Annotated in this window: 15 protein-coding genes; 6 read left to right on the forward strand and 9 right to left on the reverse strand. The window is 66.0% G+C overall.

Annotation, left to right across the window (positions count from 1 at the left end):
• Positions 1–65: 65 nt before the first annotated feature.
• Positions 66–731 (reverse strand): DUF4136 domain-containing protein, encoded by a 666-nt coding sequence (locus IEX32_RS14610; RefSeq protein ID WP_188772285.1) that lies wholly within the window; start codon positions 729–731, stop codon positions 66–68.
• A 217-nt stretch (positions 732–948) separates the two neighbouring features.
• Here IEX32_RS14610 and IEX32_RS14615 point away from each other — a divergent pair, with 217 nt between their 5' ends.
• A complete protein-coding gene (locus tag IEX32_RS14615) occupies positions 949–1620 on the forward strand; it encodes an MOSC domain-containing protein (protein ID WP_188772286.1) in 672 nt (223 codons plus the stop codon).
• A 273-nt stretch (positions 1621–1893) separates the two neighbouring features.
• Here IEX32_RS14615 and trpS read toward each other — a convergent pair whose 3' ends face one another.
• The 4 genes from trpS to IEX32_RS14635 all read right to left on the reverse strand — a co-directional run bounded on the left by trpS (position 1894) and on the right by IEX32_RS14635 (position 5481).
• Positions 1894–2928 carry a tryptophan--tRNA ligase gene (gene trpS, locus IEX32_RS14620; RefSeq protein WP_188772287.1) on the reverse strand — a complete coding sequence of 345 codons (1035 nt, stop codon included), beginning with the start codon at positions 2926–2928 and terminating at the stop codon, positions 1894–1896.
• A gap of 18 nt (positions 2929–2946) precedes the next feature.
• Entirely contained in the window at positions 2947–4548 is a 1602-nt protein-coding gene (gene murJ, locus IEX32_RS14625) for a murein biosynthesis integral membrane protein MurJ (protein ID WP_188772288.1), read from the reverse strand.
• Positions 4549–4591: 43 nt separating this feature from the next.
• The gene (gene secB / locus IEX32_RS14630) at positions 4592–5098 is read right to left on the reverse strand and encodes a protein-export chaperone SecB (RefSeq protein ID WP_188772289.1); all 507 of its coding nucleotides are present in this window, start codon (positions 5096–5098) and stop codon (positions 4592–4594) included.
• A gap of 230 nt (positions 5099–5328) precedes the next feature.
• Positions 5329–5481, reverse strand: coding sequence for a hypothetical protein (locus IEX32_RS14635; protein ID WP_188772290.1), 153 nt, complete (start codon positions 5479–5481; stop codon positions 5329–5331).
• Between IEX32_RS14635 and IEX32_RS14640 the strand changes: the two genes are divergently transcribed.
• The 3 genes from IEX32_RS14640 (at position 5475) to IEX32_RS14650 (ending at position 8054) form a co-directional block, all read left to right on the forward strand.
• On the forward strand, positions 5475–6161 hold the full coding sequence (locus tag IEX32_RS14640; RefSeq protein WP_188772291.1) for a Tim44/TimA family putative adaptor protein: 687 nt from the start codon (positions 5475–5477) through the stop codon (positions 6159–6161). The genes IEX32_RS14635 and IEX32_RS14640 overlap by 7 nt on opposite strands.
• Before the next feature lie 166 nt (positions 6162–6327).
• Positions 6328–7470 carry a murein transglycosylase A gene (gene mltA, locus IEX32_RS14645; RefSeq protein ID WP_188772322.1) on the forward strand — a complete coding sequence of 381 codons (1143 nt, stop codon included), beginning with the start codon at positions 6328–6330 and terminating at the stop codon, positions 7468–7470.
• A complete protein-coding gene (locus tag IEX32_RS14650; protein ID WP_188772292.1) occupies positions 7467–8054 on the forward strand; it encodes a Smr/MutS family protein in 588 nt (195 codons plus the stop codon). Before mltA ends, IEX32_RS14650 begins: the two co-directional genes overlap by 4 nt.
• Here IEX32_RS14650 and IEX32_RS14655 read toward each other — a convergent pair.
• Both IEX32_RS14655 and IEX32_RS14660 read right to left on the reverse strand, forming a co-directional pair.
• Complete coding sequence (locus IEX32_RS14655) at positions 7941–8390, reverse strand: hypothetical protein (RefSeq protein ID WP_188772293.1); 450 nt, start codon at positions 8388–8390, stop codon at positions 7941–7943. The genes IEX32_RS14650 and IEX32_RS14655 overlap by 114 nt on opposite strands.
• An 83-nt stretch (positions 8391–8473) precedes the next feature.
• Positions 8474–9352 carry a helix-turn-helix domain-containing protein gene (locus tag IEX32_RS14660; RefSeq protein ID WP_188772294.1) on the reverse strand — a complete coding sequence of 293 codons (879 nt, stop codon included), beginning with the start codon at positions 9350–9352 and terminating at the stop codon, positions 8474–8476.
• A 122-nt stretch (positions 9353–9474) separates the two neighbouring features.
• On the opposite strand from IEX32_RS14660, the gene pobA reads away from it, so the two are divergent.
• Complete coding sequence (pobA, locus tag IEX32_RS14665; RefSeq protein WP_188772295.1) at positions 9475–10644, forward strand: 4-hydroxybenzoate 3-monooxygenase; 1170 nt, start codon at positions 9475–9477, stop codon at positions 10642–10644.
• A gap of 208 nt (positions 10645–10852) precedes the next feature.
• Positions 10853–12190 carry an MFS transporter gene (locus IEX32_RS14670; RefSeq protein WP_188772296.1) on the forward strand — a complete coding sequence of 446 codons (1338 nt, stop codon included), beginning with the start codon at positions 10853–10855 and terminating at the stop codon, positions 12188–12190.
• A gap of 48 nt (positions 12191–12238) precedes the next feature.
• Here the strand turns inward: IEX32_RS14670 and IEX32_RS14675 are convergent, their stop codons facing one another.
• Together IEX32_RS14675 and IEX32_RS14680 are read right to left on the reverse strand one after the other, a co-directional pair.
• Positions 12239–13525 carry an MFS transporter gene (locus IEX32_RS14675; RefSeq protein ID WP_188772297.1) on the reverse strand — a complete coding sequence of 429 codons (1287 nt, stop codon included), beginning with the start codon at positions 13523–13525 and terminating at the stop codon, positions 12239–12241.
• Entirely contained in the window at positions 13525–14775 is a 1251-nt protein-coding gene (locus IEX32_RS14680; protein ID WP_188772298.1) for an MFS transporter, read from the reverse strand. Before IEX32_RS14680 ends, IEX32_RS14675 begins: the two co-directional genes overlap by 1 nt.
• Between the last annotated feature and the right edge of the window lie 12 nt (positions 14776–14787).

The following is a 14787-nucleotide window of genomic DNA, read 5'->3' on the forward strand; positions in this document are numbered from 1 at the left end:
GGACGGGCCCGCCTCGCGACGGACCCGTCCCTCGGTGACTCCCTTTTTACGGGGAGCCTGTCAGGTCACTTTTTCTCTGGCGCCACTGTAATGCGTACGGTCTCTCCCGAGTTCCCGGGGAAGCCGGTGAACATCGCCTCGACGAGATTGGGTATGACGTACTGCAGACGGTTCGAGGTCGAGACGGCCTCGGCCTTGCCTTCGAACAGGCGCTGGCCGTCGGCGGCGCGGTCGATCTTCAGGTCTATGCCGCTGGTATAGACGGTATAGCTGTCGACGCGGTTGTCGAAGAACGGATCATACCAGCCGTAGTGCCACGGGCCGCCCCAGTAGCCGAAGCGGTGACGTCCCCAATATGGGCTATAGCCGTACCACGGATCCCAGCGAGGGCCGAAGCCGCCGGTCGAACGGATGCGTTCGCGGCCGTTGTCGATGCCATAGTCGAAACGCACGATCAGTTGCGCCTTGGCGGGGTCCGCCACCGGCGCGTAGCCGAGGTTGGCCATGCGGCTTTCGACCAGTCTGGCGTATTGTTCGAACTCCAGGCCGCCGCTCAGCTTCGGATCGTCCGCGACAACCGCGAACGTCTGGCCTGAAGGCGCCGGAAGCTGGGACTGGAAGCGCGAGACGTCCGCCTTGAAAGGCGTGGCGCAAGCCGCCACCGCCATGAGCAGCACTGCCGCCGCGGCGAAGCGCAATCTGCCCCAAAGTGATCCGGAGTGATAAGTCATCCTGGCCTTCTCCAATGTTCATGGGGGCCTGCCTGACCCCGCACGACGGACCCGCGATTCCTTTTCCGATAGTTATCTAAGGCCTACGGTCTGAATAGCGGTTGAATGGAGCCAAGTGTACGACGGCCCGTAGCCTGAAGCAAACCACCATTCGGCTGCCCATGGCCGCCATTCAGTGCCTTGCACACAAGGATCGCATGTAGGAATACAACGGCCTATGGCGAATTCTGTTCCTGAATTGTCCTTCCCGGTTCTTTCGGTCCAGCGCGGCAAGGCCCGCCCGTTTCGCGGAGAGAGCGAGCCCAGCGCCATCGGCAAGTTTCCGGTTGCCGGGAAAGTGCGCGTCCACCGCCTCGGCCTCGATGGCGATGAGCAGGCGGATCGCACCGTCCATGGCGGACCGGACAAGGCGATCCACCACTATCCGTATGATCATTATGACTTCTGGCGCCGGACGATCGGCGCCCACCCGCTGCTGGCGGACTACGGGGCCTTTGGTGAGAACATCTCCACGGCGGGACTGACGGAGGACATGGTCTGCATCGGAGACCGCTGGCGCCTCGGCAGCGCGCTGGTCGAGGTGAGCCAGGGGCGCCAGCCCTGCTGGAAGCTGGACCACCGTTTCGACGGCGCGCCCGTCAACGCGAACGTGGTGAAGGCGCGCCGACCCGGCTGGTACTACCGCGTGATCAAGGAGGGCGAGGCCGGCGCGGGCGATGTGATGAGGCTCGTCGCACGGCCGTGGCCCGAATGGACGGTGCGGCGCGTTTTCGGCCTGCTCATCGCCGGCGATCACAAGCGGGATCGCGAAGGCCTCGAAGCGCTGGGCGCCGTGGCGGCATTGGCGGAGCCCTGGCGCGCGCGGCGCGCGAAGCTGCTGGACCCTTGAAACGGATTGAAGGCCCTGCTCCTCAGAGGCGCAGGGCAATCGGATACACGAATTTCGTCTCCGGCGTCGTCATGCTGAACTTGTTTCAGCATCCATTCCTCGGTTCGCCCCGCCCATTGAATGAAGCATGGGCGCGCGGTTTGCGGTGTTTCCGACCCCCCGGTTGGGCGGCTCGATGGACCCTGAAACAAGTTCAGGGTGACGATGAGGGGGGCAGGGGGAGGTGCACACACGCTAGCCCTACTCCTCAGAGGACGGGGCTTTGTATTGTGGTCACCCCCGCACCAGCCCGAGCGCATCGTAGGCGGCGTTCAGCGTCGGTACGGCGAGTGCCCGCGCTTTTTCCGCGCCCTGACGAAGGAACGCGTCAAGCGTCGCGCGATCCCGCCGCAGTTCGACGAAGCGGTCGTTGATCGGCGCCAGCTTCGAAACCAGCAGTTCGCCCAGCGCCGGCTTGAATTTCCCGAAGCCTTCTTCGCCAAACTCGGCAAGCACGCTCTCGACCGTACCGCCCGTCATCACCGCATAGATGCCGACAAGGTTCGCCGCTTCGGGACGGCCTGCCAGGCCCGCCTTGTCCGAGGGCAGCGGTTCGGGGTCGGTCTTGGCCTTCTTGATCTTCTTCATGATCGTGTCGGCATCGTCGGTCAGGTTGATGCGCGCCATGTCCGATGGGTCGGATTTGCTCATCTTCGCCGTACCGTCGCGCAGCGACATGATGCGCGCCGCTTCGGGCGGGATGATCGGGTCGGGCAGGGTGAAGACCGGCGCTTCTTCCCCATTCCCATCTTTGGGGGCGAAGTCGTTGTTGAACTTCTGGGCGATGTCGCGCGCGAGTTCGAGGTGCTGCTTCTGGTCCTCGCCCACCGGAACGTGCGTCGCCTGGTAGAGCAGGACGTCGGCGGCCTGGAGCACGGGGTAGGTGAACAGTGCCACGCTCGCGCCCTCGCGGTTCTTGCCGGCCTTGTCCTTCCACTGCGTCATGCGGTTCAGCCAGCCCATGCGGGCGGTGCCGTTGAGCAGCCATTGCAGCTCGGTATGCTGGGGCACCTGCGCCTGGTTGAACAGGATCGACCGGTCCGGATCCACGCCGCAGGCGACGAGCGCGGCGACCATCTCGCGCGTATTCGACGCCAGCTCGGCCGGAACGTGCGGCATCGAGATCGCGTGGAGGTCCGCAAGGAAGTAAAGGCACTCGCCGCCCGTCGCGGTGGCATCATCCTGCATCTTCACCCAGTTGCGGATCGCGCCCAGGTAATTGCCGAGGTGCAGGTTGCCGGTGGGCTGAATGCCGGAGACGATGCGCATGTGTGATATGGCCTGATATTATTCCGAAAGATCGACCGGCTGCTCCTTCGCCGCCGGCCGGCGACGCCGTAGCTGGGCAATGAGGTCCTTGTCGAGAGCGCCGACGACATAGGCCACGCCGAAGAACACGACGAACCCGGCTCCGCACAGCGCGCCGAGCGACCAGACCTTCTCGAAGACATTGCCGGCGTAGCGCGATGCCATCGTGGGCATCAGGAACCACAACGCTACGCTCATCGCTGCCGTCGCCACGAGTTGGCGGCCGATCCGCGAGGCGAGCTTTCCGCTGAAACGGAACCAGCCGCGAATCTGCAGGATGGTGTAGAGCGTCAGCACGTTGAGCGTCGAGGTGAAGGCGGTCGCCGCGGCGAGGCCGACGATGCCGAAGATCGGAACGACGATAATGTTGACGATGATGTTGATGACCAGCGCTCCAGCCGCCACCCACACCGGGGTGCGCGTATCCTCGCGGCTGAAGAAGGCGGGCTGGAACACCTTGACCAGCACGTAGGACGGCAGGCCGACGACAAGGGCCACCACGATATTGGCCATGACCTCGCCGTTCTGCACCGTCATCTTGCCGCCCACGAAGAAGGCGGTGACGAAGGCCGGTGCGCAGATTGCCAGTGCGGCGGCGGCGGGCAGGGTCAGGAGCGTGGCGATCTCCACCGCGTTGGCCTGAAGCCGCTGCGCGCCGGCGCGGTCGTCGCTCTGGATGTGGCGCGCCAGCATCGGCAGGATCGCGGTGCCGAGCGCGATACCGACGATGCCGAGCGGCATCTGGTTCAGGCGGTCGGCATACTTGAGCAGCGTCAGCGAACCCTGCGCCAGCGATGTGGCGAAGAACGTGTCGACGAACTGGCTGATCTGATAGACGCCCGCGCCGAAAGTGGCGGGCAGGATCAGCAGGCCGAGCTTCCTGACCTCGGGCGTGAACTTCGGGGCCGTGATTTTCAGCCGCACGCCTGCCTTGCGCGTCGCCCATCCCATGTAGGCGAGCTGGGCAATGCCCGCAGCCGTCACGGCGACGGAAATCGACCATGCCACCGTCATGTCGTTGCCGCCCGCCTCGCGCAGGAAATGGCCGGTGACGATGCCGGTGATCAGCACCACATTGAGCAGCACCGGCACGAAAGCGCCGGGCGCGAATCGCGAATGGGCGTTGAGCAGCCCCGAGAGCATGGCGACGAGGCTGACGAGCGCGAGGTAGGGGAACGTCACGCGGCTGAGGGTGACCGCCAGTTCGAACTTGCCCGGAACGTCCTGGTACTCGCGCGCGAGCAGCCAGACGATGCCCGGCATGGCGATCATCGCCAGCGCCGAAAAGGCCAGCAGCACCCAGACGAAGACCGATAGCACGTCGCTGGCGAACCTGTCGGCGGCTTCCTCACCGCCTTCGCCCGCCAGCGTGCGCGTGTACATCGGCACGAATGCGACCGAGAAGGCGCCTTCGGCGAAAAGCCGGCGGAAGGTGTTGGGCAGGACGAAGGCGAGCTGGAATGCGTCCGCCGCCAGTCCGGCACCCAGCACCCTGGCGAGCAGGATGTCGCGCGCGAAGCCGAAGACGCGGCTGAGCGCGGTCAGCCCTCCGATGGTGCCGACATTGCGGACTAGGCTCATCGCGTCAGGCCGGTATCGGTGCGGTCACGTTCGGGTGGCGGACTCAGGCGTTGCCGGCAGGCTGGCTTTCGGCCGCCTGTTGCTGGGCCTGGAGCTGCTGCACGTAGAGGCCGTTGAAGTCGATCGGCTCCAGCATCAGCGGCGCGAAGCCGGCATCGCGCACGGCATCGGCCACCACGCGGCGAGCGAAGGGGAACAGGATGCGCGGCGTCTCGGCGAAGAGGAACGCATGGGCCTGGGCCTCGTCCAGATTGCGCATGCCGACGAGCGCGCAATAGGACAGGTCAATGACATAGGCCGTGCCGGCGTCGGTCTTCGACGCGCAGGTGATCTTCAGTTCGACTTCGTGGACGTCCGCATCGATCGGGCGGGCGCCGATGTTGAACTGGATGTCGATCTGCGGCTGTTCCTGCCACTGGAAGCTCTGCGGCGCGTTCGGATTCTCGACCGAGAGATCCTTGATGTACTGCGAGATGATGCCCGCGCTCGGCGAAGTGTCCTCGCCATTGCCCGAGTTGAGGTCGGAGATGATGTTGCCCTCGTCGGCCATTGTGCTGTCTTTCCGCAAGATGTCTTCGTAAATGTCTGCGCGCGCCTAGAGCATTTTGCCGGCCGGTGGAACACCCGAGGCTCCGGAAATTGCGTTCGGCGTGAAATCGGGCGGTTTCACGGACGGAGAAGTCCGCGCCGGCTCGGCAGCCGTCGAAAAGGCAACAGACGGGCGAAAAAATGCCTCGACCCGGCCGCTCACGCGTTGTTCATTTGTAAAGGCTACCTATCTCAGGCTATGTTGACGTACTGGAGAGGGCGTTCGCTGATCGACGCGACGGTCAGGATCGAAAGCCCCGCGGGTTCGGTGACGGATGAAGCGAAACCCGCCGAATGCAAGCCGCCGACCAGTGCGAAGAAGGGATGGTTAAGGGAACGTGACACCGGAAATTGTAATCCTGGCCATGATCGCAGCCTTTCTGGGCCTGCGGCTTTATTCCGTGCTCGGACGTCGTGCCGAGCACGAGGAAGAGCCGATCCCGGGGCGGTTCGAAGGGCATCAGGGGCAGCCGGGTGCACGGCGCGTTCCGGCTCCCAGCAAGCCCGACGCCAAGGCGGATGATCGTCCGCAGCCAAGGCAGCCGCAAATGCGCGATCTGCCGCTGGCGGCGCCTTCGGTCGAGCGCGGTCTCGCTGAGATCGGCCGTTTCGATCGCCGATACGATACGCTCGCCTTCCTCGAAGGCGCGCGCGGCGCTTATCGCATGATTCTCGAAGCCTTCTGGAAGGGCGACAAGGCCGAATTGCGCGCGCTTTGCGACGATGATGTCTACAACAGCTTCGCCGCCGCGATCGATGCGCGCGTGGAAGCCGGCGAATCGCTCGACAACCGCCTGATCCGCGTCGAGGAAAGCACTATCACTTCGGCTGGGCTCGACGACTCCTATGCCCGCATCACCGTGCGCTTCCGCGCCGACATCGCCGCGGTCACGCGCGATGCCGAAGGGCTTGTCATTGCCGGTTCGCTCGACGATGCGGTGGAGGCGGTGGACGTGTGGACTTTCGGCCGCGACGTCAATTCGCCCGATCCTGACTGGCTGCTAGACGCCACCGACGAAGGTTGATTGTCGTCGGCCGGATCGCATGGCAGGTCTTCTCGACACTGATTTGAAGCGGGGCCGGTTTTCCGGCCCCGACTCTTACCGGAGCGTGACGTTGGAACGAGGGGGAGCGGCGAGGCACTGGTCCGGATATGCAGGGGCATGCCGGGTGGCCGCCGTGTCGCTGGCCATGCTGCTCGCTTCGTGCGTCCGGCTCATTCCCGGCGGTCCGGGAGCACCCACGGCCTTGCCGCAAGCCGAATCGGCGGCGGCGCTCGGCGTGCGGCCCGGCCCGGCGATCGGCTCGCTCCGGCTCGGACACGGTAATGCCGTCGCCGCGCTGGCCTCCTTTCGCGAGAGCTGCCCGCGCGTCACTTCGCGTACGGACACGAGCGGCCTCACCAGCCCCGGGGACTGGCGCCAGGCCTGCACGGCCGCCGCAAGCTGGGCGCCGGCGACGGCGAGCCGGTTCTTCTCCGCCTTTTTCGAAACCGCCCGCGTCGGCGACGGTACCGCTTTCGCCACCGGCTACTACGAGCCCGAAATCACCGGCTCGCGGGTGCGCCTGCCGGGGTACGACGTGCCGATCTATGGCCTGCCGCCCGATCTCGTGCGGGCGCGGCCGGGCGATGCGCAGCCGCTGGCGAACGGCCGGATGCCGCTTGGCCGATATGATGAACGCGGCAGGTTCGTGCCTTATTACGACCGTGCCGCGATCGAGCAGGGCGCGCTCATGGGCAGGGGTCTGGAAATCGCGTGGGCGGCCGATCCGGTGGAGGTGTTCTTCCTTCAGGTGCAGGGTTCGGGGCGCCTGCGCGCGCCCGACGGAACGGTCATGCGCATCGGCTACGCCGGACAGAACGGACAGCCCTATACCGGTATCGGCGGCCTCATGCGCGAACGCGGCCTGATCGGATCGGGACCGGGAAAATATCCGGGCTCGATGCAGGGGATCATGCAGTATATCTGCGAGCACCCGGCGGAAGGCGCGGCGCTGATGCGCGAAAACAGGTCCTGGGTGTTCTTCCGCGAACTTAACGGTGACGGTCCTCTCGGTGCGCTCAGCGTGCCCGTCCGCCCGCGCAGTTCGGTCGCCGCCGACCCGCGCTTCGTGCCGCTGGGCGCCCCCGTCTGGCTCGATCTGGATCGCGGCGAGGCGGACGGACTGTGGGTCGCGCAGGACACCGGCGGCGCGATCAAGGGCGCCAATCGCTTCGATACCTTCTGGGGCGCCGGCGAGGAGGCGCGCACGATCGCTGGCGGCATGAGCGGACGCGGCGACGCGCTGATCCTTCTGCCGAAGGGAACGCTGAGCCGCCTTGGCGTGCAATGAGACGTTCGGGGCGCCCGCTGTCGCCGGAAGAAAAGGAGGTCTGGGCCAGGGTGGCGCGGACCGTGACGCCGCTGGTCCGGCGCAAGGTCAGTCCCTCCGGCGCTGAAGGGGAGCACTCGCCGCCCAAGCCCCACGCGGCGCCCGTGCCCGGTCCTGCACCGACCAGGAAGGTCAAGGGCCGCGTCCCTCCACCGTTACCCCCCGCTCCCGTTCCGGCCAAGCCCGCAAGCGAGGACCGGGCTCATCTCGACGGCAGTTGGGAAAGGCGCATTTCGAAGGGTACGCTGATTCCCGACTTCCATCTCGACCTTCACGGGGCGAACCTTGAAACCGCCTATCGCCGCCTGATGCACGGGCTGACGCAGGCCAAGGCCATGGGCGCGCGTGTCGTGCTGATCGTGACCGGCAAGCCGCGCCCGGTCGATGCCATGGATCGCGGCGAACGGCGCGGGGCCATTCGCGCCAAGATCTCAGACTGGCTCGCCGCAAGCGAGCACGCCGGGGACATCGTCGCGATTCGCGGCGCGCATCGGCGGCATGGCGGGGCGGGGGCGCTCTATGTGGTGCTGAAGCGGCGGCGCTAGCGGCTCCGCCTGCGCCGCGCCATTCCCGCCGGACAGCCAGGGGAACAGCCGCATGCAGGCGAACAGCAGGAAAGGCCAGAACCAGGTCGCGGCAAGGTCACGCGTGGTATCGGACATACGCCACGAACCGTGCGCCATGCGGTCGATCACTTCGTTGCCCAGCTCCAAGGCGATAACCGCCAGCAGCGGCCAGACCGAATGGAGCGGTTTGCGCAGCGTCAGGGCGGCGACGAGCCAGATGGCCAGGCCAGCATAGCTATGCGCGACCTTGTCCGGCGGCGGACAAAAGCTGACGATCCAGCTGGCCGTCTGCTCATACCATACGAGGAAATCCATGGCGGCCTTATGCCGCGCTGCAGCAAGAGTGTCGAGCGCCGCGTATGCCGTCGATGCCGAGTCCGGAGCGTTTGGGCGCATAATCAGGCATCGTTCTGGTGACCGCCGGAAAAAGCGGACTTGTCCTGTTGCGGACGGCGCCCCGTCATCCGCAGGTAGAAGCGCGAGAAATAGGACGGATCGGAAAAGCCCAATTCGTCAGACACCTGCGCCACGCCGACATTGGTGAAGCAGAGCAGGCGCTGCGCCTCGAGCGCCAGGCGCGTGTGGATGACGTCCAGCGGCGTGCGCCCCAGCTCGCGCCGGCACAGTCGCGTCAGCGTCTTCGTCGTCATGCCCAGCACTTGCGCGTAGCGGCTCACCGGAAGGTGATCGCTGAGGTGGATCTCCACCAGTTCGCGGAATCGGGACAGCCGCCGGTCGCCACCGGCAAGGAGGTCGTCCTCCCCCTCCTCGCTGCCCAGCGAGCGTACCAGCGCTTCCGCCAGCGCAAGGAACAGCGGCTGCGGTGCGTGCCACTGCGCCTCCAGCGAAAGCATCTCGCGGCACAGCCAATCCACGCGCGGCTGGACGGCCGTGGGCGTTTCACGGCCGGCGCCGTGACTGAGCAGACGGAGCATGGGGTCCTCTGCTCCGTCGCAGCGCCCCGCAAATCCGGCGGAGAGCGTCAGCACATGACCCTGGGTGTCCGGCTCGAAGCGGAAACCGTGCACGCTGCCGATCGGAATGACCATGTGGCACGGTGCCCGCAGGATCTTGCGGGTCTTGTCCATGAGAAAGTCCACCTGTCCCTCAGACACCAGTATCACCTGAACGCTGCCGGTGTGGCGGTGGGGAGAGATCTCCCAGTCGTGCAGCGAACTGCGCACGGCAATCGTCTCGATATGCGCGAATACCTGCGTACCTGCGCTCAATTCCTCGCCGTAGAGGACATATGTGGGAATGGCGGAAGGCGCAGGCATCGGAATGTCCCGAAAGTACCGGAATATTGGTCCAGCCGCACCTTCAGCCAATGGGCCGGACCTGTCAATGTCGCGTCCATGGCAACACGCGCCGCGAGGGCGCGGAAGCCGGGAGAGCAAGCATGCGTACACAAGTCGCCATCATCGGCGCCGGCCCTGCGGGACTGCTGCTGGGCCACCTGCTGAAGGCCGAGGGAATCGAATGCATCGTGCTTGAACGGCGGACGGGGGACTACGTCCTTTCGCGCATCCGCGCCGGGGTGCTGGAACAGGTCACGGTCGGCCTGATGGAGCGGCTTGGTCTCGACGGCCGCATAAAGGCCGAAGGACTACCGCACGACGGTTTCAATCTCGCCGACGGCGAGCGCCTCATCCGCATCGACATCGCCGCGCTGACCGGCCAGCAGGTCATGGTCTACGGCCAGACCGAACTGACCCGCGACCTGATGGACGCCACCGACGAACGCGGCCTGGAAGTGATCTACGAAGCCGCGGACGTCGCGTTGCATGACATCGACGGCAATTCTCCTTACGTCACGTTCAGCAGCGCCGGTGCCCGGCAGCGTATCGACGCCCGCTTCATCGTCGGTTGCGACGGCTTTCACGGTCCTTCGCGCAAGGCCATCCCCGCCGGAGCGGGGCGCGAGTTCGAGCGTGTCTATCCCTTCGGCTGGCTTGGCATCCTCGCCGACGTTCCGCCCTGCAACCATGAACTGATCTACGCCAACCACGAACGCGGCTTCGCGCTCGCCTCGATGCGTTCGCATACCCGCAGCCGCTACTATGTCGACGTTCCGTTGACCGAGAAGGTAGAGGACTGGTCCGACGAGCGGATCTGGGACGAACTGGCGATCCGCCTTGGCCCCGACGCGGCGGCGCATATCATGCGTGGCCCCTCGATCGAGAAGTCGATCGCGCCGCTGCGTTCCTATGTCTTCGCGCCGATGCGCCACGGCAGCCTGATGCTGTGCGGCGATTCCGCGCATATCGTGCCGCCCACGGGCGCCAAGGGGCTTAATCTTGCTGCGAGCGACGTGCACTATGCCGCCGAGGCGCTGACCGGATTCTTCAAGCGCAACGATCGGGACGCGATTTCGGGCTATTCGGACAAGGCGCTTGCCCGCGTATGGAAGGCGGAGCGTTTCAGTTGGTCGCTGACCCGCCTGATGCACCGTTTCCCCGAGGACGGCGATTTCGAACGTGCCATGCAGGTGGCCGAGCTGGACTACATCGCCACCAGCCGCGCCGCGCAGACCAGCATCGCCGAGAACTACGTGGGCCTGCCGGTCTGAATGCGGACCGGCGGTGTGACGCCTCATCGCGAGGACCGTCTGCCGCGCCTCGATACCGTTATTGTTTATAGCAATAAGTTTGTTATGAATGGCGCCGTCCGCTGGATGTCGTAAGGATAGGCGAACCGCCGGCAGGCGCGATGATCCCTTCATGCATGTCCGACGGATTGCCGTGGCACCCGCAATGGCGGGCTGGCGGATCGGGAGAATGCAGTTGACGATCCAGGTGAAGGCCGATCCTCGCAGGATGCTGGACGACGCGCCGATGACCTTGCGGCAGTTCCTTGCCGTGGGTGTCTGTGTCCTGCTCAATGGCCTCGACGGGTTCGACGTGCTCTCGATCAGCTTCGCCTCGCCCGGCATTGCCGACGAATGGGGGATAAACCGCGCCGCACTCGGTGTCGTACTGTCCATGGAACTGATCGGCATGTCGGCGGGCTCGATGGTTCTTGGGCAAGTCGCCGACCGTGTCGGCCGCAAGGCCACGGCAATCGGTTGTCTCCTGATCATGGCGGCGGGAATGCTGGCTACCACGCAAGTGGGGACCATCGGCGCCCTCGCCGCTACCCGACTGTTCACCGGCCTTGGCATTGGCGGCATGCTGGCGACGACCAACGCGCTGGTGGCGGAGTTTTCCAACCGGAAGTGGCGGGCGGCGGCCGTGGCGATCATGGCCGCGGGCTATCCCGCGGGCGCGATTGCCGGCGGTGCCATCGCCAATGAACTGCTCGAATCCGGCGGCTGGCGGCAGGTGTTCTTCCTGGGCGCGGGCATGACGGCGATGTGTCTTCCGCTGATCCCGCTGCTTGTGCCCGAGCCCGTGAGTTCGCTGCTGAATCGCCGCAAGGGCGAGACGCTCGCACAAGTGAACAGGAGCCTGAAGGCGCTCGGCCACCAGCCTGTCGCCGAACTGCCCGACCCGGAGCCCGACGCTCCGCGCACCGGTCCTGTCGCCCTGTTTGCTCCGGGGCTGGCATCGGTCACGATCCTGCTGACCCTGGCCTATTTCCTGCACGTGATGACGTTCTACTTCATCCTCAAGTGGGTGCCCAAGATCGTCGTCGACATGGGCTTCACGCCCTCCTCGGCGGGTGGCGTGCTGGTCTGGGCGAACGTCGGCGGCCTGATCGGCTCGCTCCTGTTCAGCGTGCTTTCGCTGCGGGTCGCCTTGCGATTGCTGGTGATCGGCGTGATGCTGGCATCCGCGGTGATGGTCTGCGTGTTCGGCCTGGGACAGGCCGATCTTCAGGGGCTTTCGATGGCCGCCGCCGCGGCGGGTTTCTTCACCAATGCGGGAATGGTGGGGCTTTACGCGATTGCCGCCGCGTCTTTCCCGACCGCCGTGCGCGCGGGCGGCACCGGCTTTGTCATCGGCGTGGGCCGGGGTGGCGCCGTCCTGGGTCCGATATGCGGCGGACTGCTGTTTCAGGTCGGCTTCGGGCTGCCGGTCGTGGCGACTGTCATGGCCTGCGGTTCGCTGCTCGCGGCCATTGCCCTGCTAGCGCTTGGCAGGCGTGAGTCTCTGGGCGAATTGAAGCGCGCCTGACGGGATTTACCGTCCCGACCCTTCCGGCGGGGTGGCACCGGCGCGGGGCTATTCCGGATGAACATCCTCGAGCCGCTTGCCCGCCGTTTCGGGCAGGAACACGAGCGCCGCCGCGCCGACCAGGCAAGCCGCCATCATGTAGTAGGCTGGCATCAGCGTATTGCCGGTGGCCGTGATCAGTTCGCTGCCGATCGCGGGCGCGGTGCCGCCGAAGATCGAGGTGGCGACGTTGTATGAGATGGCAAAGCCGGCGAAGCGCACGGCGGTCGGGAACATCGCCGGGAACGTCGCCGAAATCGTCGCGAGCTGCGGCACGTAGAGCAGGCCGAGCGCCATGAAGCCGACCACCGCGCCGGCAAGGCCATAGGACATCAGCGAATAGAGCGGGACCACGCCCACGAAGAGTCCGATGAGCGAGAACCACCACAGCGGCTTGCGCCCCACCCTGTCCGATAGCGAACCGCCGAAAGGCAGCAGGATCATCATGAACAGCATGCCCAGGATCGGTACGATCAGCGCCTCGTCCGGCGTCAGGCCCAGCCGGCGTTCGAGGTATGTCGGCATGTAGCTGAGCAGGGTGTAGTTGACGACATTGAGCGCCACGACCATCCCGCTCATCACCAGCATCGGCCGCCAGTAGTGCTGGATCAGGTAGGGAAGGCCGTGCGAGACGCGCTTGCTCTCGTCGCGCGCCTCGCGGAAGACCGGCGTGTCCTCCATGTGCGATCGCAGGTAGACGCCCACCGCGCCCAGCGGCCCCGCCACCAGGAAGGGAATGCGCCAGCCCCACTCGTGCATGGCGGCGTCTCCCAGGAACAGCGCAAAGCCCAGCATCAACAGCGCGCCGAGGGAAAAGCCCGCGAGCGTGCCGAACTCCAGGAAGCTGCCGTAGAAGCCACGCCGTTCGGCCGGCGCATATTCGGCCATGAAAGTCGCCGCGCCGCCGTATTCGCCGCCGGTGGAGAAGCCTTGCACCATGCGCAGGACGATCAGCAGCAACGGCGCCCAGAAGCCGACGTCGTCATAGTCCGGAACAAGCCCCACGCAGAAAGTCGCGCCCGCCATGACGATGATGGTGATTGCCAGCACCGACTTGCGCCCGAACCGGTCGCCGAGCGGCCCCCAGAACAGCCCGCCGAGCGGCCGCATCAGAAACGAGATCGCGAATGTCGCCAGCGCGAACAGCACCGCCTCGTCGGTGTCGCCGGGAAACAGCGCCGCCGAGATATAGGTGACGCCATAGGCATAGATCCCGTAGTCGAACCATTCGGTGGCGTTGCCGATCGCTGAAGCGGCGATCGCGCGGCGCAGGGTGGCGGGATCGGTTTGCGGCATCAGTTGTCTTCCGTCAGGTTTGCGTTGTCCGGTGAGTTGGGATCGATGATCGCGACAACCGGTGTGGTGCGCGGCAGGATCTGATAGGTCTGCTGCGTGTCTGACGGCACCGGCGGGGTCGCGGTCTGCCGCCAGAGGCCGAAGCCGAGCGCCGAGGCGGCGCACAGGGCGATGAAAGCGAACAGGCCGCCTTCGGCCGACAGGGTCATCGCCGCCGAGCCGAACATCGGCCCGACCGCCGCGCCGGCCGAATAGAGCAGCACGAGGCCGCCGGTCGCGCCGATCCGTTCTTCGGCCTCCAGCCGGTCGTTGGTATGCGCGACGCACAGCGGGTAGAGCGCGAAGCTGAGGCCTCCGAACAGGGCGCCGAGCGCGAAGAGCTGCGCGCCGCTTCCGCGTGTGAGAGCGAGGCCCGCGCAGACCAGCGCCGCGCCGGCGAACGCGAACACGATCACGCGCCGGCGGTCATAGCGGTCGGAAAGATGGCCGAGCGGCCACTGCAGGGCGACGCCGCCCAGGATCACCACGCTCATGAACATCGCCGTGGCGCCAAGATCCAGCCCCATGCGGCGCACGCTTACGGCGGCTAGGCCATAGAACGCGCCCAGCATCATGCCGGTCAGGACCGCGCCGGTCACGCCGAGCGGCGAGGTGTGGTAAAGCCGACGCAGCGAGTAGGACATGGCATCGCCCGACAGTGGCGCGGCGATGCGCGTCAGCAAGACCGGGATCGAGGCGAGCGAGATCAGCACCGAGGATGCCAGGAAGGGGATCGAGGGGGCGGCGCTGTCATCGAGGTTCAGCAGGTACTGGCCCGCCGCCTGCCCGAGATAGAGGCAGATCATGTAGCCGGCGAGAATGGAGCCGCGCGTCTTCGGCTCGGCGCGCTCATTGAGCCAGCTTTCGATGCAGACATAGACGCCGGCGAGGCTGAACCCGTCGATCAGGCGCAAAGCGGCCCAGAACAGCGGGTGCTGCCAGAAGGCATAAGCGAGCGTGCTGGCCGAGAGGACCGAGACGAACGCGGCGAAAGCGCGGATATGGCCTACACGCTGGATCAGCCGTCCGACCCGCAGGGCACCGATGGTGAGCCCGGCGAAATAGGCGGTCGCGACCATGCCGATCAGCAGTGTGCCTTCCCCCGCGCGCTCCAGCCTCACGCTGATGAGTGTCGAGAGAAAGCCGCTGCCCGCCATCAGCATGAAGATGGCGAGCAGCAGGCTCCTGACGGGGAGGGTCGCGGCGAGCATGGAGGAGGCGGC

It is taken from the genome of Novosphingobium endophyticum (assembly GCF_014640675.1).
Classification (GTDB): domain Bacteria; phylum Pseudomonadota; class Alphaproteobacteria; order Sphingomonadales; family Sphingomonadaceae; genus Novosphingobium; species Novosphingobium endophyticum.